Annotated in this window: 14 protein-coding genes and 1 pseudogene; 4 read left to right on the top strand and 11 right to left on the bottom strand. The window is 70.8% G+C overall.

Features of this window, described 5'->3' with window-relative positions; translation table 11 throughout:
• Positions 1-21: 21 nt before the first annotated feature.
• Genes AIIKEEIJ_RS26500 through AIIKEEIJ_RS26510 form a run of 3 tightly spaced genes read right to left on the bottom strand, consistent with a single transcriptional unit; the run spans position 22 to position 3100 of the window.
• Entirely contained in the window at positions 22-1005 is a 984-nt protein-coding gene (locus tag AIIKEEIJ_RS26500) for an NADPH:quinone oxidoreductase family protein (protein ID WP_006940405.1), read from the bottom strand.
• A gap of 40 nt (positions 1006-1045) precedes the next feature.
• Positions 1046-1840, bottom strand: coding sequence for an SDR family oxidoreductase (locus AIIKEEIJ_RS26505; protein WP_043799712.1), 795 nt, complete (start codon positions 1838-1840; stop codon positions 1046-1048).
• Positions 1841-1843: 3 nt separating this feature from the next.
• Positions 1844-3100 carry an acyl-CoA dehydrogenase family protein gene (locus AIIKEEIJ_RS26510; protein WP_029542219.1) on the bottom strand — a complete coding sequence of 419 codons (1257 nt, stop codon included), beginning with the start codon at positions 3098-3100 and terminating at the stop codon, positions 1844-1846.
• Positions 3101-3270: 170 nt separating this feature from the next.
• Between AIIKEEIJ_RS26510 and AIIKEEIJ_RS26515 the strand changes: the two genes are divergently transcribed.
• Complete coding sequence (locus AIIKEEIJ_RS26515) at positions 3271-3747, top strand: MaoC family dehydratase (RefSeq protein ID WP_029542221.1); 477 nt, start codon at positions 3271-3273, stop codon at positions 3745-3747.
• A gap of 67 nt (positions 3748-3814) precedes the next feature.
• Here AIIKEEIJ_RS26515 and AIIKEEIJ_RS26520 read toward each other — a convergent pair whose 3' ends face one another.
• On the bottom strand, positions 3815-5197 hold the full coding sequence (locus AIIKEEIJ_RS26520; RefSeq protein WP_338021016.1) for an MFS transporter: 1383 nt from the start codon (positions 5195-5197) through the stop codon (positions 3815-3817).
• Between the two features lie 151 nt (positions 5198-5348).
• Here AIIKEEIJ_RS26520 and AIIKEEIJ_RS26525 point away from each other — a divergent pair, with 151 nt between their 5' ends.
• Complete coding sequence (locus AIIKEEIJ_RS26525) at positions 5349-6866, top strand: class I adenylate-forming enzyme family protein (RefSeq protein ID WP_006932894.1); 1518 nt, start codon at positions 5349-5351, stop codon at positions 6864-6866.
• A gap of 51 nt (positions 6867-6917) precedes the next feature.
• Here AIIKEEIJ_RS26525 and AIIKEEIJ_RS26530 read toward each other — a convergent pair whose 3' ends face one another.
• The 3 genes from AIIKEEIJ_RS26530 to glpX all read right to left on the bottom strand — a co-directional run bounded on the left by AIIKEEIJ_RS26530 (position 6918) and on the right by glpX (position 10518).
• Positions 6918-7892 (bottom strand): phosphotriesterase family protein, encoded by a 975-nt coding sequence (locus AIIKEEIJ_RS26530; RefSeq protein WP_006932897.1) that lies wholly within the window; start codon positions 7890-7892, stop codon positions 6918-6920.
• Between the two features lie 94 nt (positions 7893-7986).
• Positions 7987-9396 (bottom strand): aspartate ammonia-lyase, encoded by a 1410-nt coding sequence (locus AIIKEEIJ_RS26535; RefSeq protein WP_161996902.1) that lies wholly within the window; start codon positions 9394-9396, stop codon positions 7987-7989.
• An 84-nt stretch (positions 9397-9480) separates the two neighbouring features.
• The gene (gene glpX / locus AIIKEEIJ_RS26540; RefSeq protein WP_006932905.1) at positions 9481-10518 is read right to left on the bottom strand and encodes a class II fructose-bisphosphatase; all 1038 of its coding nucleotides are present in this window, start codon (positions 10516-10518) and stop codon (positions 9481-9483) included.
• A 178-nt stretch (positions 10519-10696) separates the two neighbouring features.
• Here glpX and AIIKEEIJ_RS26545 point away from each other — a divergent pair, with 178 nt between their 5' ends.
• Positions 10697-11266: a DUF4245 domain-containing protein gene (locus AIIKEEIJ_RS26545; protein ID WP_072634681.1), complete on the top strand. Its 570-nt coding sequence runs from the start codon at positions 10697-10699 to the stop codon at positions 11264-11266.
• A gap of 12 nt (positions 11267-11278) precedes the next feature.
• Here AIIKEEIJ_RS26545 and AIIKEEIJ_RS34140 read toward each other — a convergent pair whose 3' ends face one another.
• The 3 genes from AIIKEEIJ_RS34140 to AIIKEEIJ_RS26560 form a co-directional block, all read right to left on the bottom strand.
• A complete protein-coding gene (locus AIIKEEIJ_RS34140; RefSeq protein ID WP_037201491.1) occupies positions 11279-11482 on the bottom strand; it encodes an exodeoxyribonuclease VII small subunit in 204 nt (67 codons plus the stop codon).
• A gap of 127 nt (positions 11483-11609) precedes the next feature.
• Positions 11610-12857 (bottom strand): exodeoxyribonuclease VII large subunit, encoded by a 1248-nt coding sequence (gene xseA, locus AIIKEEIJ_RS26555; protein WP_161996903.1) that lies wholly within the window; start codon positions 12855-12857, stop codon positions 11610-11612.
• Positions 12854-13588, bottom strand: a complete 735-nt coding sequence (locus AIIKEEIJ_RS26560) for a lipid droplet-associated protein (protein ID WP_161996904.1) — start codon at positions 13586-13588, stop codon at positions 12854-12856. The genes xseA and AIIKEEIJ_RS26560 overlap by 4 nt, the downstream gene beginning before the upstream one ends.
• Before the next feature lie 79 nt (positions 13589-13667).
• Here AIIKEEIJ_RS26560 and AIIKEEIJ_RS26565 point away from each other — a divergent pair, with 79 nt between their 5' ends.
• Positions 13668-14669, top strand: coding sequence for a 4-hydroxy-3-methylbut-2-enyl diphosphate reductase (locus AIIKEEIJ_RS26565; RefSeq protein ID WP_161996905.1), 1002 nt, complete (start codon positions 13668-13670; stop codon positions 14667-14669).
• 10 nt (positions 14670-14679) lie between these two features.
• Here AIIKEEIJ_RS26565 and AIIKEEIJ_RS26570 read toward each other — a convergent pair.
• Positions 14680-15034 (bottom strand): annotated as a pseudogene (locus tag AIIKEEIJ_RS26570) (DUF6542 domain-containing protein); the annotation flags it as partial.

The raw sequence follows: 15034 nt of genomic DNA on the forward strand, positions 1-15034 counted from the left end.
TCCCGATGTAGCCCGCGCCGGCTACGGCTGGAACACGAGCCGGCCGACGGTGTGCCCGTCCCCGAGGCGGGCCACCCCGTCGGCGACGTCGTCGAGGGAGAGCCGCTCGCTGATCAGCGGCTTGATGGCGCCGTCGTCGGCGAGGCGGCACAGTTCCTCGTGGCACGCCTCGATCGCGGCACGGTTGTACTGCCGGTACAGGCCCCAGTGCAGGCCGATGATCGAGTAGTTCTTGATGAGCGCGTGGTTCAGCGCCGGTTGCGGGATGGTGCCCCCGGCGAACCCGATCACCAGGATGCGGCCCTCGAACGCGATGCACTTGGTGGAGCGGTTGTACGAGTCGCCGCCGACGGGGTCGTAGATCACGTCCGCGCCGCGGCCGGCGGTGACGTCCTTGACGACGTCGACGAAGTCCTCGCGGTGCCGGTCGACGACGACGTCGGCGCCGAGAGCCCGGCAGTAGTCGGCCTTCTCGGCGCCGCCGACGACACCGATCACGGTGGCCCCGGCGGCCTTGCCGAGTTGCACTGCGGCACTGCCGACCCCACCGGCGGCAGCGTGCACGAGCAGGGTCTCCCCGGCCCGCAACTGCGTACGGCGGTGCAGGGCGAACCACGACGTCTGGTACCCGATCGACAGCGCCGAGGCCTCGGCGTCGTCGAGGGACGCCGGAGCGCGGTAGGCGTCCTCCTCCGGAACCACGGCGAGCTCGGCGAATCCGCCGAAGGGGAACTCGGGATTGCCGATGATCCGGTCGCCGACGGCGAAGCGGGTGACGCCCTCGCCGGCCGCGACGACGGTCCCGGCGAGTTCGACGCCCGGTGTGAAGGGCAGTTCCGGCTTCAGCTGGTACTGCCCGCGGCACAGCAGCACGTCGGGGAAGTTGGCCGGCGCCGCGGCGACGCGCACGACGAGCCGTCCGGGCCCCGCCTCGGGGTCGGGGACGTCCGTCAGCTGCAGCGCTTCCTTGGGCTCGCCCACTTCGTGAATTCGCCAGGCCTTCATAGGGTTACCTTTCGCTCGAGTTCGGTGTGCGGAGGTGCGCTCAGCGGGCGGCGACGCCGGCCTCGGCTGCGGCGGCGGTACCGAGCATCGCTCCACCGTCGACGACGAGGGTCTCGCCGGTGATCCAGCTCGCCGCGTCGGAGGCGAGGAAGGCCACCGCCGAGGCGATGTCGGCCGGTTCGCCGATCCTGCCGAGCGGCAGGGCCGCGTCGAGCCGGTCCTCGTGGTCCTTCCACAGGGCCTCGGCCAGGCGAGTGCGCACGACGCCCGGGGCGACGGCGTTGACCCGCACCCGCGGCGCCAGCTCGAGGGCGAGCTGGCGGGTGAGGTGGATCAGCGCCGCCTTCGAGGCGTTGTAGAGGCCGATGTTCGCTTCGGGTGCCATCCCGCCGACGGAGGCGGTGTTGACGACCGCGCCCCCGTGCTCGCCCATCCACTCCCGCACGGCCAGGGAGGTCCACAGCACCGGACCCCACAGGTTGACGTCGAAGGTCTTGGCGAACCGGGCGTGGTCCTGGGCGATCACCGGGCCGAACGCGGGGTTGGTGCCGGCGTTGTTGACGAGGATGTCCAGGCGCCCGAACCGCTCGACGGTGAGTTCGACGCACCGCCGGGCCGCGTCCTCGTCGACCGCGTGCGCGCCGACACCGAGTGCGGTGCCCCGCACCCCGGCCGCGGTGACCTGCGCGGCCGCGGCGTCGGCCGCGTCCTGCTTGCGGGAGGTGAGCACCACGTTCGCGCCGGCCGCCGCGAGGTCCCGGGCGACGGCCAGGCCGATACCGCGGGACGCCCCGGTGACGATCGCGGTGCGGCCGGTCAGATCGAGTCCGGTCATGGGTCAGCCCACCGTCACCTTGTGGCCGTTGACCGACGGGGCGCCGGCGGGAGCGGTGCGGTACTTGCGCAGCTCGGCGACGGCGATGGAGCGCTTGTGCACCTCGTCGGGGCCGTCGGCGAGGCGCAGCGTGCGCATGTGTGCGTACATCATCGCGAGCGGGAAGTCGTCGGTGACGCCGCCGCCGCCGTGCACCTGGATGGCACGGTCGATGATCTTCAGCGCCATCGTCGGGGCGGCGACCTTGATGGCCGCGATCTCCATGCGTGCCTGCTTGTTGCCGACGGTGTCCATCAGGTGCGCCGCCTTCAGGGTGAGCAGCCGGGTCATCTCGATCTCGATGCGGGCCTCGGCGATCCAGTCCTGGATGTTGGCGCGCTCGCTGAGGGGCTGACCGAACGTCACCCGGCTCGACGCGCGCCGGCACAGGAGCTCGAGGGCCCGCTCGGCCATGCCGATGGCGCGCATGCAGTGGTGGATGCGGCCGGGTCCGAGCCGGGCCTGGCTGATCGCGAAGCCCTCGCCCTCGCCCGCGAGGACGTCCTTGCTCGGCACCCGCACGTTCTCGAAGGTGATCTCGGCGTGGCCCTCGCGGTCGGCGTACCCGAAGACCGGCAGGTTGCGCACCACTGTCACGCCGGGGGCGTCGATCGGGACGACCATCATCGACTGCTGGCGGTGCGGGGCGGCGGTGGGATCGGTCTTGCCCATCACGATGAGTACCTTGCAGTTCTTGTGCATCGCGTTGGAGGCGAACCACTTACGCCCGTTGAGGACGTACTCGTCGCCGTCCCGGACCATGGACAGCTCGATGTTGGTGGCGTCGGAGCTGGCGACGGCGGGTTCGGTCATCGCGAACGCCGAGGCCATCGTGCCCTCGAGCAGCGGGCGCAGGTACTTCTCCTTGTGCTCGTCGGTCCCGAAGAGGGTGAGCACCTCCATGTTGCCGGTGTCGGGGGCGTTGCAGTTGCACGCCTCGGAGGCGATGTGGCTGCGGCCCATGATCTCGGCGAGGGGCGCGTACTCGAGGTTGGTCAGGCCCGGGCCCCAGTCGGGGTGGGGGTGGAAGAGGTTCCACAGGCCACGCCGGCGGGCCTCGGCCTTGAGCTCCTCGAGGATCGGGGGCTGGAAGTGCGGGTCCCCGGAGGCGCGCATCTGCTCCTCGTACACCGCCTCGGCGGGGTAGACGTGCTCGTCCATGAAGGCGAGCAGGGTGTCGCGGTACTGCACGGTGCGCTCGGACATTTCGTAGACCGACATGGTCACTCCTGGCGGAAGGGGGGCAGGGCTGGGATCGCCCGTCGTCGAAGGCGGTGCGTCGCGAAGAGGATGGTGACGGGACGTCTCCCTCTCTGTATAGTTGAACGCGGTTTCAACTTCAAGTTTTGATTCGGCGCGAGTCGTTCCGGCCGCGCGGAGAGGAAGCATCCATGACCGACGACATCACCACCCTGCCCGTGCGTCCCACGGGCCTCGACGACCTCCAGGCCCTGGTGGGACGGGATATCGGGCCGACGGACTGGGTGCCGGTCACCCAGGAACTCGTGAACGCCTTCGCCGAGGTCACCGACGACCACCAGTGGATCCACGTCGACCCCGAGCGCGCCGCGACGAGTCCTCTGGGCACGACGATCGCGCACGGTCTGCTCGTGCTCTCGCTGGGGCCGGGACTGTCCTACAAGCTCATGAGCTTCGACGGGTTCGCCCACGGGCTCAACTACGGCTACGACAAGGTGCGCTTCGTCTCGCCGCTGCCGGTGGGCTCCCGCATCCGGATGCGCATGCAGGTTCTCGGGGCCGAGGCCGCCGGTGGCGGCATCCAGATCCGGACGCTGCAGACGTTCGAGCGCGAGGGGCAGGAGAAGCCGGTCGCGGTGGCCGAGTCGCTCGCCCGCGTCGTCGCCTGAGGGGTATACGGCAAAGATGCTGCCGGCCTCCACGAGTGATCGTGGAGGCCGGCAGCACCCGTTCCGGTTACCGTGCGTGGGCGATGCCCGGGACGGCCTTCGGGTCGCAGCGCACCGCCGCGGGGTTGGTCTCCTTCAGCACCCACGCCGAGAACAGCGTGAGGGCGCCCATCAGGGCCACGAACACCGAGACCCACGTCGTCGTGCCGGTGTTGGCGATCAGGGCGGTCATGATGAACGGCGTGCCACCGCTGACGGTGACGGCGGCGAGCTGGTAGGCGAGCGACGCGCCCGAGAGCCGGACGTTCGGTTCGAAGAGCTCGCCCAGGTACGCCGCCAGTGGGCCGTACGTCATGGACTGGAAGATCGAGCCGACCGTGACGGCCACCGCGAACAACACGAGATTCGCGGTGTTGACGAGCCAGAAGTAGGGGAAGGCCCACAGCACGAGCGCCGCGGCCCCGATCATGATCATCGGCCGGCGGCCGACGCGGTCGGAGATCCACCCCGACCACAGGATGAACCCGAGACCCACCAGCGAGCTGGCCAGCGACACGGCCAGGATCGAGTTGCGGTTCATGCCGAGTTCGGTGGTGCCGTAGCTCAGGACGCCGGCGATGCTGATGTAGAACAGCGAGTTCGTCGCGGCGAGCAGGCCGCAGCCCAGCAGGATCTTGCGCCAGTGGGTGCGGATCGCCTCGGCCAGCGGGGCCTGGACGACCTGCTGCTCGGGCCGGGTTGCTGCGACTTCGGCCTGCAGTTCCCGGAATTCGGGGGTGTCCTCCACCTTGGTCTGGATGTAGAGGACGACGGGGAACAGCGCCGCGCTGGCGAGGAACGGGATCCGCCAGCCCCAGTCGAGGAACACCTCGTTCGGCATCGCGGCCGTCGCCGTCAGGAAGGCGACGTTGCCCAGGATGACGCCGCACGGCACACCCATCTGCCCGAACGTGCCGGCGAAGCCGCGCCGCTTGGGATCCGCGGACTCGGTGAGCAGCAGGACGATTCCGCCCCACTGTCCGCCGCAGGCGATGCCCTGCAGGAAGCGCAGCGTCACCAGGAGGATGGGGGCGAGGACGCCGATGGAGGCGGCGGAGGGCAGGCAGCCGATGAGGAACGTCGCCAGGCCCATGAGCAGCAGGGAGACCACGACGACGGGTTTGCGGCCGTAGCGGTCACCGAAGTGGCCGGCTACGAGTCCGCCGATGGGACGGGCCACGAATCCGGCCCAGAAGGTGCTGAAGGACAACAGCGTTCCCATCAGGGGTGAGCTGTCGGGGAAGAACACGTGCGGGAAGACCAGCGCCGCGGCGGTGCCGTAGAGAAAGAAGTCGTACCACTCGATCGAGCTGCCGATGAGCCCGGCGGCGAGCAGCTTACGATGAGCGCGCGTGTGGTGCGACGTGCCGGCGGGCGCGATGCCGGTCGGACTCACGGATGACGATGTCACAGATCAATTCCTCCGGTCGGACGGGCCGAGAAACAGCACTCAAACATGAATTCGGGTTCAGGCTGTGGTGCTAGTCTGGGGCATCCGTCATGTGATGTCAATCACGAGCGGGCCTCCCCCCAAAATGTCACTCGACGAAGGGAAACCAGTCATGGCCAGTGTTCTCGACCCCGTCCTCGCCCATGCGGACGCGGCGCCGGAACGCATCGCCCTGCGCACGCAGGACGGGCAGCGAAGCTATCGCCGGCTTCGCGACGACGCGCTGCGCTACGGCGCACTGCTCCGCGGTCGCGGCGTCACCACCGGCGACCGGGTGCTCCTGCTCGCCCCGTCGGTACCCGAATTCGTCGTGGCATACCTGGGCATCCAGGCGGTCGGCGCCGTGGTGGTTCCGGTGAACACCATGTCCACCGCGGCCGAGCTGAGCTATACGCTCGGGGACTCGCGGGCCGTGCTCGCGATCGCCTGGCACGGCGCCTCCGCCTCGGTGGCCGAGGCCGCGGAGGGTCTCGGCGTGCCGTGGCTGCCGCTGGAGCCGGGCGCCGCGGTCGAGGAGGACCCCATCGACCCCGTCGACCGTGCCGACGGCGACATCGCGGCGGTGCTGTACACGTCGGGCACCACCGGCCGCCCCAAGGGGGCCCAGCTCACCGTCTCGAATCTGCTGTCCGCGGGCCGTATTTCGTGCACATTGTCCGGATCGGGACCCGAGGACCGTGTGGGGACCGGATTGCCGCTGTTCCACATCTTCGGCCAGGCCTCGGTGATGATGTCGGCGTTCACCGCCGGATCCTCCCTGTCCCTGCTGTCCCCGTTCGACCCGGCGGCGATGCTCGATCTCGTGGTCCGGGATCGGCTGACGGTGGTGTGCGGGGTTCCGACCATGTGGAACGCGATGCTGCATGCCGAATCGCCCTACGGCCCGGCGGATTTCGAGGGGCTGCGGCTGGCGGTCTCGGGGGGAGCGTCGCTGCCGGGTGAGGTGGCCCGCGACTTCGGGCAGCGCTTCGGCTGCACCATCCGGGAGGGCTACGGCCTGACGGAAACCACGGCCATGGCGACCTTCTCGTGGGGGGACGTCCCGGCGCGCATCGGGTACAGCGGAACCGCGGCCCCGGACATCGAGGTCGAGGTCTACGGGCCGGACGGTGCCCCGTGCGGGCCCGGCGAGGTGGGGGAGGTGTTCGTCCGCGGACCCGTCGTCATGGCCGGCTACTGGCAGCGCCCGGCAGACACCGCGGCCGTGCTCGACGAGCAGGGCTGGTTCCGCACCGGCGACCTCGGAGAGTTCGACGAGCAGGGCCGGTTGCGCATCGTCGACCGGGTCAAGGACCTCGTCATCCGCGGCGGCTACAACGTGTACCCCAGCGAGGTGGAGGAGGTGCTCTACGAGCATCCCGACGTCGTCGAGGCCGCCGTGGTGGGCGTCCCGGACCGGCACTACGGCGAGGAGATCGCCGCGGTGGTCGTGCTGCGCGACGGCGGCGGCGCCGACGCCGAGGACGTCGTGCGATGGTGCCGGGAGCGGTTGTCCGCCTACAAGGCACCCCGCATCGTCCGCTTCGTCGACGCACTGCCGAAGGGGGCGTCCGGGAAGATCCTCAAGCGGGCCATCGACCGGGACGAGTTGTCCCGGTTCGTCGTACGCCGCTCCGAGTCGGCGGTGTGATCCGCGCCGTCCGCTGCCGGGTGCCACACCCGGCAGCGGACGGCACCCGACTCAGTACGTGTCGCGGCGTTCGAAGATCTCGCGCGGGTTGTCGATCAGCATCCGGTCGATGTCCGCCTCGCTCACCCCGGCCTCCCGCAGGGCGGGCAGCACGTCGTTGTGCAGGTGCATGTAGCTCCACCGCGGCGTCTCCACGGCGAGCATCTTCGGATCGAGCCAGTCGTTGAGGGTGGCGTAGTCCTGCGACAGCAGCATCCGGCCGGCATAGCCGCGCTCGACGAGGGTCGCGATGGTCTTCACCCGCTGCTCGAATCCGAGGTAGACGTCGACGCCGCAGCGGTCCATGCCGATATACGACCCGGCGTCCATCAGCGACGTGAGGTAGCCGATGTCGTCGGAATCGCCGCTGTGGCCGACGATCACACGGGAGAGGTCGACACCCTCCTCGGTGAACAGGCGCTGCATCACCAGCCCCGACTCGGAGTGGGCGTGGGTGTGCACGGTGATCGGCACGCCGGTGCGGCGGTGGGCGACCGCCACGGCCCGGGCCGTGCGTTCGACGCCTGCGGTCAGGCCCGGGGCGTCGATGGCGCACTTGAGCATTCCGGCGCGCACTCCGGAATCGAGGATGCCCTCCTCGATGTCGCGGACGAAGAAGTCCACCAGGGGTTCCGGGCCACCGAACAGGGTGCCGGGGCCGCGGTAGTGGAAGTAGTGCGGCAGGTCCATGTAGGTGTAGAGACCGGTCGCCACGACGATGTTCATGTCGGTGGCCTCGGCGACCCGCCGGATCAGGTCGATGTTGCGGCCCGTGCCGACCACGGTGAGGTCGACGAACGTGTCGAAGCCGGCCGCGTGCACCTCCCGGACGCGGTCGATCGCCTCCGCGACCGCCGCGTCGAGGTCGACGCCGATGTCCCAGTTGCCGTGCAGTTCGGGGGAGAGGACGAACAGGTGCTCGTGCATCAACGTCCGGCCGAGGCTGCCGCTGTCGACGGTGCCGGTGACGGTGGGGACGGTGGTCATGGCGTCTCGCTTCCTGAAGACCTGAATTGGAATTCAGCTTCATATGAGACCACGATGAGACGCCTGTCACAAGACCCACCGGCGTCGGGCGCAGTCAGCCCTGCGGCTCGACCCGCGTCATCGCCAGCACGTCGAGCCGCCGGTCCAGCTCCTCCTCGCTCAGGCCGTCGCCGATCAGGCCCCGGTCGATCACCGCCTGCCGGATCGTCTTCTTCTCCCGCAGCGCCTCCTTCGCGACCGCGGCGGCCTCCTCGTATCCGATCGCCGAGTTCAGCGGCGTCACGATCGACGGCGACGACTCCGCCAGGGTGCGCAGGTGCTCGGTGTTCGCCACGAGACCGTCGACGCACCGCTCGGCGAACAGGCGCGAGACGTTGGCCAGCAGGCGCAACGACTCGAGCAGGTTGCGGGCCATCATCGGGATGTACACGTTGAGCTCGAACGCGCCCGCGGCGCCGCCCCACGCCACGGCCGCGTCGTTGCCCACGACCTGCGCCGCCACCTGGGTCACCGCCTCCGGCAGCACGGGGTTCACCTTGCCCGGCATGATCGAGCTGCCCGGCTGCAGGTCCGGCAGCTGGATCTCGGCGAGACCCGTCAACGGACCCGACCCCATCCACCGGATGTCGTTCGCGATCTTCGTCAGCGAGACCGCGATGGTCCGCAGCGCCCCGGACGCCTCGACCAGACCGTCGCGCGCGGCCTGCGCTTCGAAACTGTTCTTCGCCGGCGTCAGCGCCTCCACCCCGGTCGCGCGCACCAGTTCGGCGACGACGCGGGGGCCGAACCCCTCGGGGGCATTCAGGCCCGTCCCGACGGCGGTGCCGCCGATGGCCAGCTCGCCGAGCCGCGGCAGCGTCGCCTGCACCCGCTCGATGCCGGCCTCGATCTGCCGGGCGTAGCCCCCGAACTCCTGCCCGAGCGTGACCGGCACGGCATCCATCAGATGGGTCCGGCCGGACTTGACGACCCGCTTCCACTCCTCCGCCTTCGCGGCGAGGGACGCCCGCAGCCGGTCGAGGGCCGGGATGAGATCCTTCACCGCCGCCTCGGTGGCGGCGACGTGCGTCGCGGTGGGGAAGGTGTCGTTCGACGACTGCGACATGTTGACGTGATCGTTGGGATGCACCGTCACCCCGCGCTGCGCGGCGAGGCTCGCGATGACCTCGTTGGCGTTCATGTTCGAGCTCGTGCCCGAACCGGTCTGGAACACGTCGATGGGGAACTGGTCGTCGTGCAGGCCCTCGGCGATCTCGGTAGCGGCGGCGACGATCGCGTCGGCCTTCTCCGCGTCGAGCAGGCCCAGGTCCTGGTTGACCCGGGCACACGCCGCCTTGAGCAGGCCCATCGCGCGGATCTGGGTGCGTTCGAGGCCGCGGCCGGAGATCGGGAAGTTCTCCACGGCCCGCTGGGTCTGAGCGCGCCACAGGGCGTCGGCCGGGACCCGGACCTCACCCATGGTGTCGTGTTCGATTCGGAACTGCTGCTCGGGATTCTCGGCCATGGCTTCACAGTAGGCGGCTCGCGCCGCAGGGGCGCCCCTTCGGACCGGCGGAGATCCGAAAGGACACCACGACCGCGAAGCGGGTCACGGCATGGGAGGAACGGCCCCCGCGACGCCGTGGAAATCGATCGACGTGAACTCGCTGAGCTTCTTCAGACGGTGGTACGCCTCGACCATCCGGACGGTGCCGGACTTGCTGCGCATCACGATCGACTGCGTCGTCGCGCCGCCGCCGTAGTAGCGGACACCCTTGACGAGTTCGCCGTCGGTGACGCCGGTCGCGCAGAAGAAGATGTTCTCACCCTTGACCAGGTCCGTGGTGGTCAGCACGCGGCCCGGTTCGTGGCCCGCGTCGATCGCCTTCTGCCGCTCCGCGTCGTCCTTCGGCGCCAGCCGGCCCTGCAGCGCGCCACCCATGCAGCGCATCGCGGCCGCGGCGATGATGCCCTCCGGGGTGCCGCCGATGCCGAGCAGCATGTCGACACCCGAACCCGGGCGCGCCGCGGCGATCGCGCCGGCGACGTCACCGTCGGAGATCAGGCGGATGCGCGCGCCAGTCGCGCGCACATCGCTGATGAGCTGCGCGTGCCGGGGACGGTCGAGGATCGTGACGGTGATGTCGGAGATCTCCGAGTGCTTCGCCTTCGCGACCCGGCTGATGTTCTCGGCGACAGGCGCGGTGATGTCGATGACGTCCGCGGCCTCCGGGCCGACGGCGATCTTGTCCATGTAGAACACGGCGGACGGGTCGAACATGGCGCCGCGCTCGGCGACGGCGAGCACCGCGATGGAGCCGGGCGCACCCTTCGCCATCAGGGTGGTGCCGTCGATCGGGTCGACCGCCACGTCGCACAGCGGGCCGTCGCCGTTGCCGACCTCCTCGCCGTTGTAGAGCATGGGCGCCTCGTCCTTCTCGCCCTCACCGATCACGACGACGCCGCGCATCGACACCGAGCTGACCATGTGACGCATGGCGTCGACGGCGGCGCCGTCGCCGCCTTCCTTGTCACCGCGGCCGACCCAGCGGCCCGCAGCCATCGCCGCGGCCTCGGTGACACGCACCAGCTCGAGGGCGAGATTGCGGTCCGGGGCCTGGCGGCGGGTCGGGGTGCTGGCCGTCATGGGCTACTGCCTCCTGATGCAGTCGGTCGGCGCGGACGCCGACGCGGGACGGCCGCCGAGGGGACAGCCGCCGGGTTCCGATGGTTTCGAGTGGTAATTCTCTCATCACCGCCCCGTCGGCGGGGCTCGGACCCGGCCACGTGCGGGTATCGGTGCGGACGGCTGTCAGACTGGAAGCGTGGCCTCCCAGAAACCCCGCATTCTCCACGACACGCGCGACATGGCGTGGTCGCTGATCCCGCTTCTGCTGATCATGGTCGTCGTGGCCGCGATCGCCAGCCAATGCTCCTTCAGCCCCGGCGGCCCCACGGCGGGACCCGTGCCCAGCTTCGACGTCGACGCCGGCCTGAAGTACGACGCCCGCGAGCTGGACTTCCCGATCCGGCAGCCGAAGGTGCCCGAGGACTGGCAGGCCAACTCCGGCAGCCGCAGCATCATCACCGGCGAGCAGGGTGGCGATTCGAGCACCGTCGGATTCATCACCCCTGACGGCCGGTACGTGCGGTTCACCCAGTCGAATGCGGGGGAGGACGAGCTGGTGCGGTTCGTCGCCGGGGAGCCGCGCACCGCGACCGGGGCGCAGAGCCTCGCCGGCCGCGACTGGGTGGTCTACGGCGGCGAGGGCGTCGAACCGCTGTGGGTGTCCGACTTCGGCGACGTCCGGATCCTCATCGGCGGCTCCGGCGACGAGGCCGAGTTCCGCGAGCTGGCGACCGCCGCGGGTGCGGCCGAACCGCTGCAGCCCTAGCAGCCGCTCCGCTCACTCCTCGTCGTCGTCGGCGTGCGACAGCGCGGTCTCCACACGCTGCCGGGCACCGGCGAGATGCTCCTCGCAGCGCCGCGCGAGCGCCTCGCCCCGTTCCCACAGCGCCAGCGAATCGTCCAGGTCCAAGCCACCCTGTTCGAGCATCTTGACCACGTTGACCAGTTCGTCGCGCGCACGCTCGTAGCCGAACTCCGCCACGTCGTCGTTCGGGCCGCTCGCGGCCGTGGTCTTCGGGCCGCTCGCGGCCGTGTCCTTCGGGCCGCTCGCGGCCGTGTCCTTCGGGCCGCTCGCGGCCGTGGTCTTCGTCTCGCTCATCCGTTCCCCGTCACTTCTCTCGTCCGATGACGGCGGCGCGCAGCGCCCCGTCGGTGACCCGCACCCGCAGCTGGGTGCCGGGCGGTGCGTCGCCGGCCGACCGCAGCACCTCCGGATCCCCGTCGGGGACCACCCGCTGGACCACCGCGTAGCCGCGGGCGAGGGTGGCGGCGGGACCGAGGGTCGCGAGCCGCGCGCCGAGGTGCTCGATCCGGGCGGCCTCGGCGTCGATCGCGCGGGTCACGTCGCGACGGGCGCACTGCCGCAGCCGCTCGATCTCCTCGCTTCGCCGGTCGACGGTGCGCAGGGGGTCTGCGAGCACCGGCCGGCTGCGCAACTGCTCGATCACCTGCTCCTCCCGGCGCACCCAGTTCCGCAGCGCCGCCGCCGACCGCCCTCGTAGCTCGTCCACCAGGTCCTGTTCGGCCACCGCGTCCGGCACGATCCGTTTGGCGGCGTCGGTGGGGGTCGCCGCCCGCAGGTCGGCGACGTGGTCGGACAGCGGGCTGTCCGGTTCGTGCCCGATGGCGCTGACCACCGGCGTCGTGCACCGGACGATCGCGCGGCACAGCGCCTCGTCCGAGAACGGCAGCAGGTCCTCCACGCTGCCGCCGCCGCGCGCGAGCACGATGACGTCGACGGACGGGTCGGCGTCGAGTTCCTCGAGCGCATCCAGGATCTGCGGGACCGCGGTGGGCCCCTGGACGGCGGTGTTGCGGATCTCGAAACGGACGGCCGGCCATCGGCGCTGCGCGACGCTGAGCACGTCCCGCTCGGCGGCGCTCGCGCGCCCGGTGATCAGACCGATCCGCTGCGGCAGGAACGGCAGGGGCCGCTTGAGCCGAGGGTCGAACAGTCCCTCGGCCGCGAGCAGCGCACGCAGCCGCTCGATGCGGGCGAGGAGTTCGCCGATACCGACGGCGCGGATCTCGGTGACCCGCAGGGCGAGGGTGCCGCGGCCGGTCCAGAACGACAGCTTGCCGAACATCACCACCCGGCTGCCCTCGGTGAGCGGAACGGGGGAGTTCTGCACCAGTTGCGGCGAGCACGTCACCGACAGCGACATGTCCGCCGACGGATCCCGCAACGTGAGGAACGCGGTGCGGGTGCCGGGACGCACGTTGAGCTGGGTGATCTGGCCCTCCACCCAGACCGAACCGAGCCGGTCGATCCAGCCGGCGACCTTCTGCGAGACGGTCCGGACCGGCCACGGATGCTCCGCGGAGTTGGACGGGGTGACCGTGGGCGCGGAGGTCACTTGGTGCTTGCGTTCGCGATCCGGTTGGACAGCATGGTCTCGAACGGGTCGCGTGCGCGCGTGGCGCTCTCGTACTCCAGCAGCGCCCGCAGGTCCTCGACCGACAGGGTGCGCATCCGGGCCCGCAGCTGTGCCAGGGTCAGCGACGGGTAGTCGAGCAGTTCGACGATCTCGGGCACCTCGGATCCTGCCGCGCTCCCGGCGGTCGTCTTCTTCGCCGCCTTCTTCGCGGATTTGCCCCCGGCCGCGTCGGCGCCGCCGACGGCGGTCTTGCCGGCGCTGATCTTCGCGGCGGTGGACTCGGCGGGCGACCCGGTCTCGGGGGCGCCGGAGCCGGCGGTCTCCGTCTCGGCGACGGGGGACTTGCCCGCCTTCGGGCCGGTGGCCACCGGCACCGCGGCCTCCGCGGCCGGCGGCATCGAGTAGAGCGCGAACCGCCCCGGCGCCGCGGCGGTCGACATCTCGGCAGTGCCCGCCGGCACCTCGGCGTCGTCGTCGAAGGTGGCCCACGACGGCTCCTCGGCGGGGGCCGCGCCGAGCAGCTCGAACAGCTGGTCGCCCTTGATGGCGAGCGACGTCATCGTCTGCTGGATCCGCATCGTTGTCTGAAGGATCTGGCTGACCGTGGTCATCGGCAGCGCGACCGCGGTGGACGGCAGCTTGAGGGTCTCTTCGTACGCGGTGACGGCCAGCCCGGCCGCCACCCGCGCCATGAACGGTGGACGGATCATGAGAAACAGACTGCCTCACGTGCCGCCCGATTGGTAGCCGACGAGGGCCGACCCCGCGAACGGCCCGTACCCTGGAGGCATGTCTGCGCCTGTTCCCCTCGAAGTCGGAATCACTCGGTCGGCCGGTTCACCTGCTGCCGGTAAGCGCGTCCTGCTCGCCGAGCCGCGCGGGTACTGCGCCGGCGTCGACCGGGCCGTCGAAACGGTGGAGAAGGCACTCGAGAAGCACGGTGCCCCGATCTACGTCCGCAAGGAGATCGTCCACAACCGTCACGTGGTCGAGACCCTCGCCGAGCGTGGCGTGGTCTTCGTCGACGAGACCGACCAGGTGCCGGCGGGCGCGGTGCTGGTGTTCTCGGCGCACGGTGTCTCGCCCGCGGTGCACGCCTCCGCCGCCGAACGCAACCTGCGCACCATCGATGCCACGTGCCCGCTGGTGACGAAGGTGCACCAGGAGGCCAAGCGCTTCGCCCGCGACGACTACGACATCCTGCTCATCGGTCACGAGGGTCACGAGGAGGTGGAAGGCACCGCCGGCGAGGCTCCCGACCACGTCCAGCTCGTCGACGGGCCCAACGCGGTCGACCACGTCACCGTGCGCGACGAGGCCAAGGTGATCTGGCTGTCGCAGACCACCCTCAGCGTCGACGAGACCATGGAGACGGTCCAGCGGCTGCGCACGAAGTTCCCCCTGCTGCAGGACCCCCCGAGCGACGACATCTGCTACGCCACCCAGAATCGGCAGGTGGCGGTCAAGGCGATGGCGCCCGAATGCGACCTCGTCATCGTCGTGGGCTCGCGCAACTCGTCGAACTCGGTGCGGCTCGTGGAGGTGGCGCTGGGTGCCGGTGCCCGGGCCGCGCATCTCGTCGACTACGCCCGCGAGGTCGACCCGGCCTGGCTCGAGGGCGTGCAGACCGTCGGGATCACCTCGGGCGCATCGGTGCCGGAGGTTCTGGTGCGCGGCGTGATCGACCTGCTCGCCGAGCACGGCTTCGCCGATGTGCAGTCGGTGACCACGGCCAACGAGACCCTGGTGTTCGCGCTGCCCCGGGAACTGCGCTCCGCGCGGCGCGCCTGATCGGGCACGCTCAGTCCTCGTACCGGTCCCGGTAGCGCACCCGGGGCCGCCGGTATTCCGGGGTCTCCGGAACCGGGGACTGCCTGCGGGGCGGCGGGGGAACATCGCCCCGCTCGTAGGGCCGGTCGGTGCGGGTCCGGTGGTCGCCGCGCCGGTCGTATTCCCGGCGGGCCTCGGCGGCCCGTCGCGGTGCCGGTTCGCTGCGCCGCGGCCGGTCGGCGACGTCACGTGCCGCGGCCGGTTCGGTTGCGCCGCGACGGACCGCGTCCGGAGCCGGGGCCGGGGCGGTGGTGCGGCGCCGCACCACCGGGTTGTCGCGCGTGTCCGCCACCTGCCGCACGCTGGCCTTGGTGGAGGCGGGCGGC

It is taken from the genome of Rhodococcus sp. YH1 (assembly GCF_009939605.1).
Classification (GTDB): domain Bacteria; phylum Actinomycetota; class Actinomycetes; order Mycobacteriales; family Mycobacteriaceae; genus Rhodococcus; species Rhodococcus aetherivorans.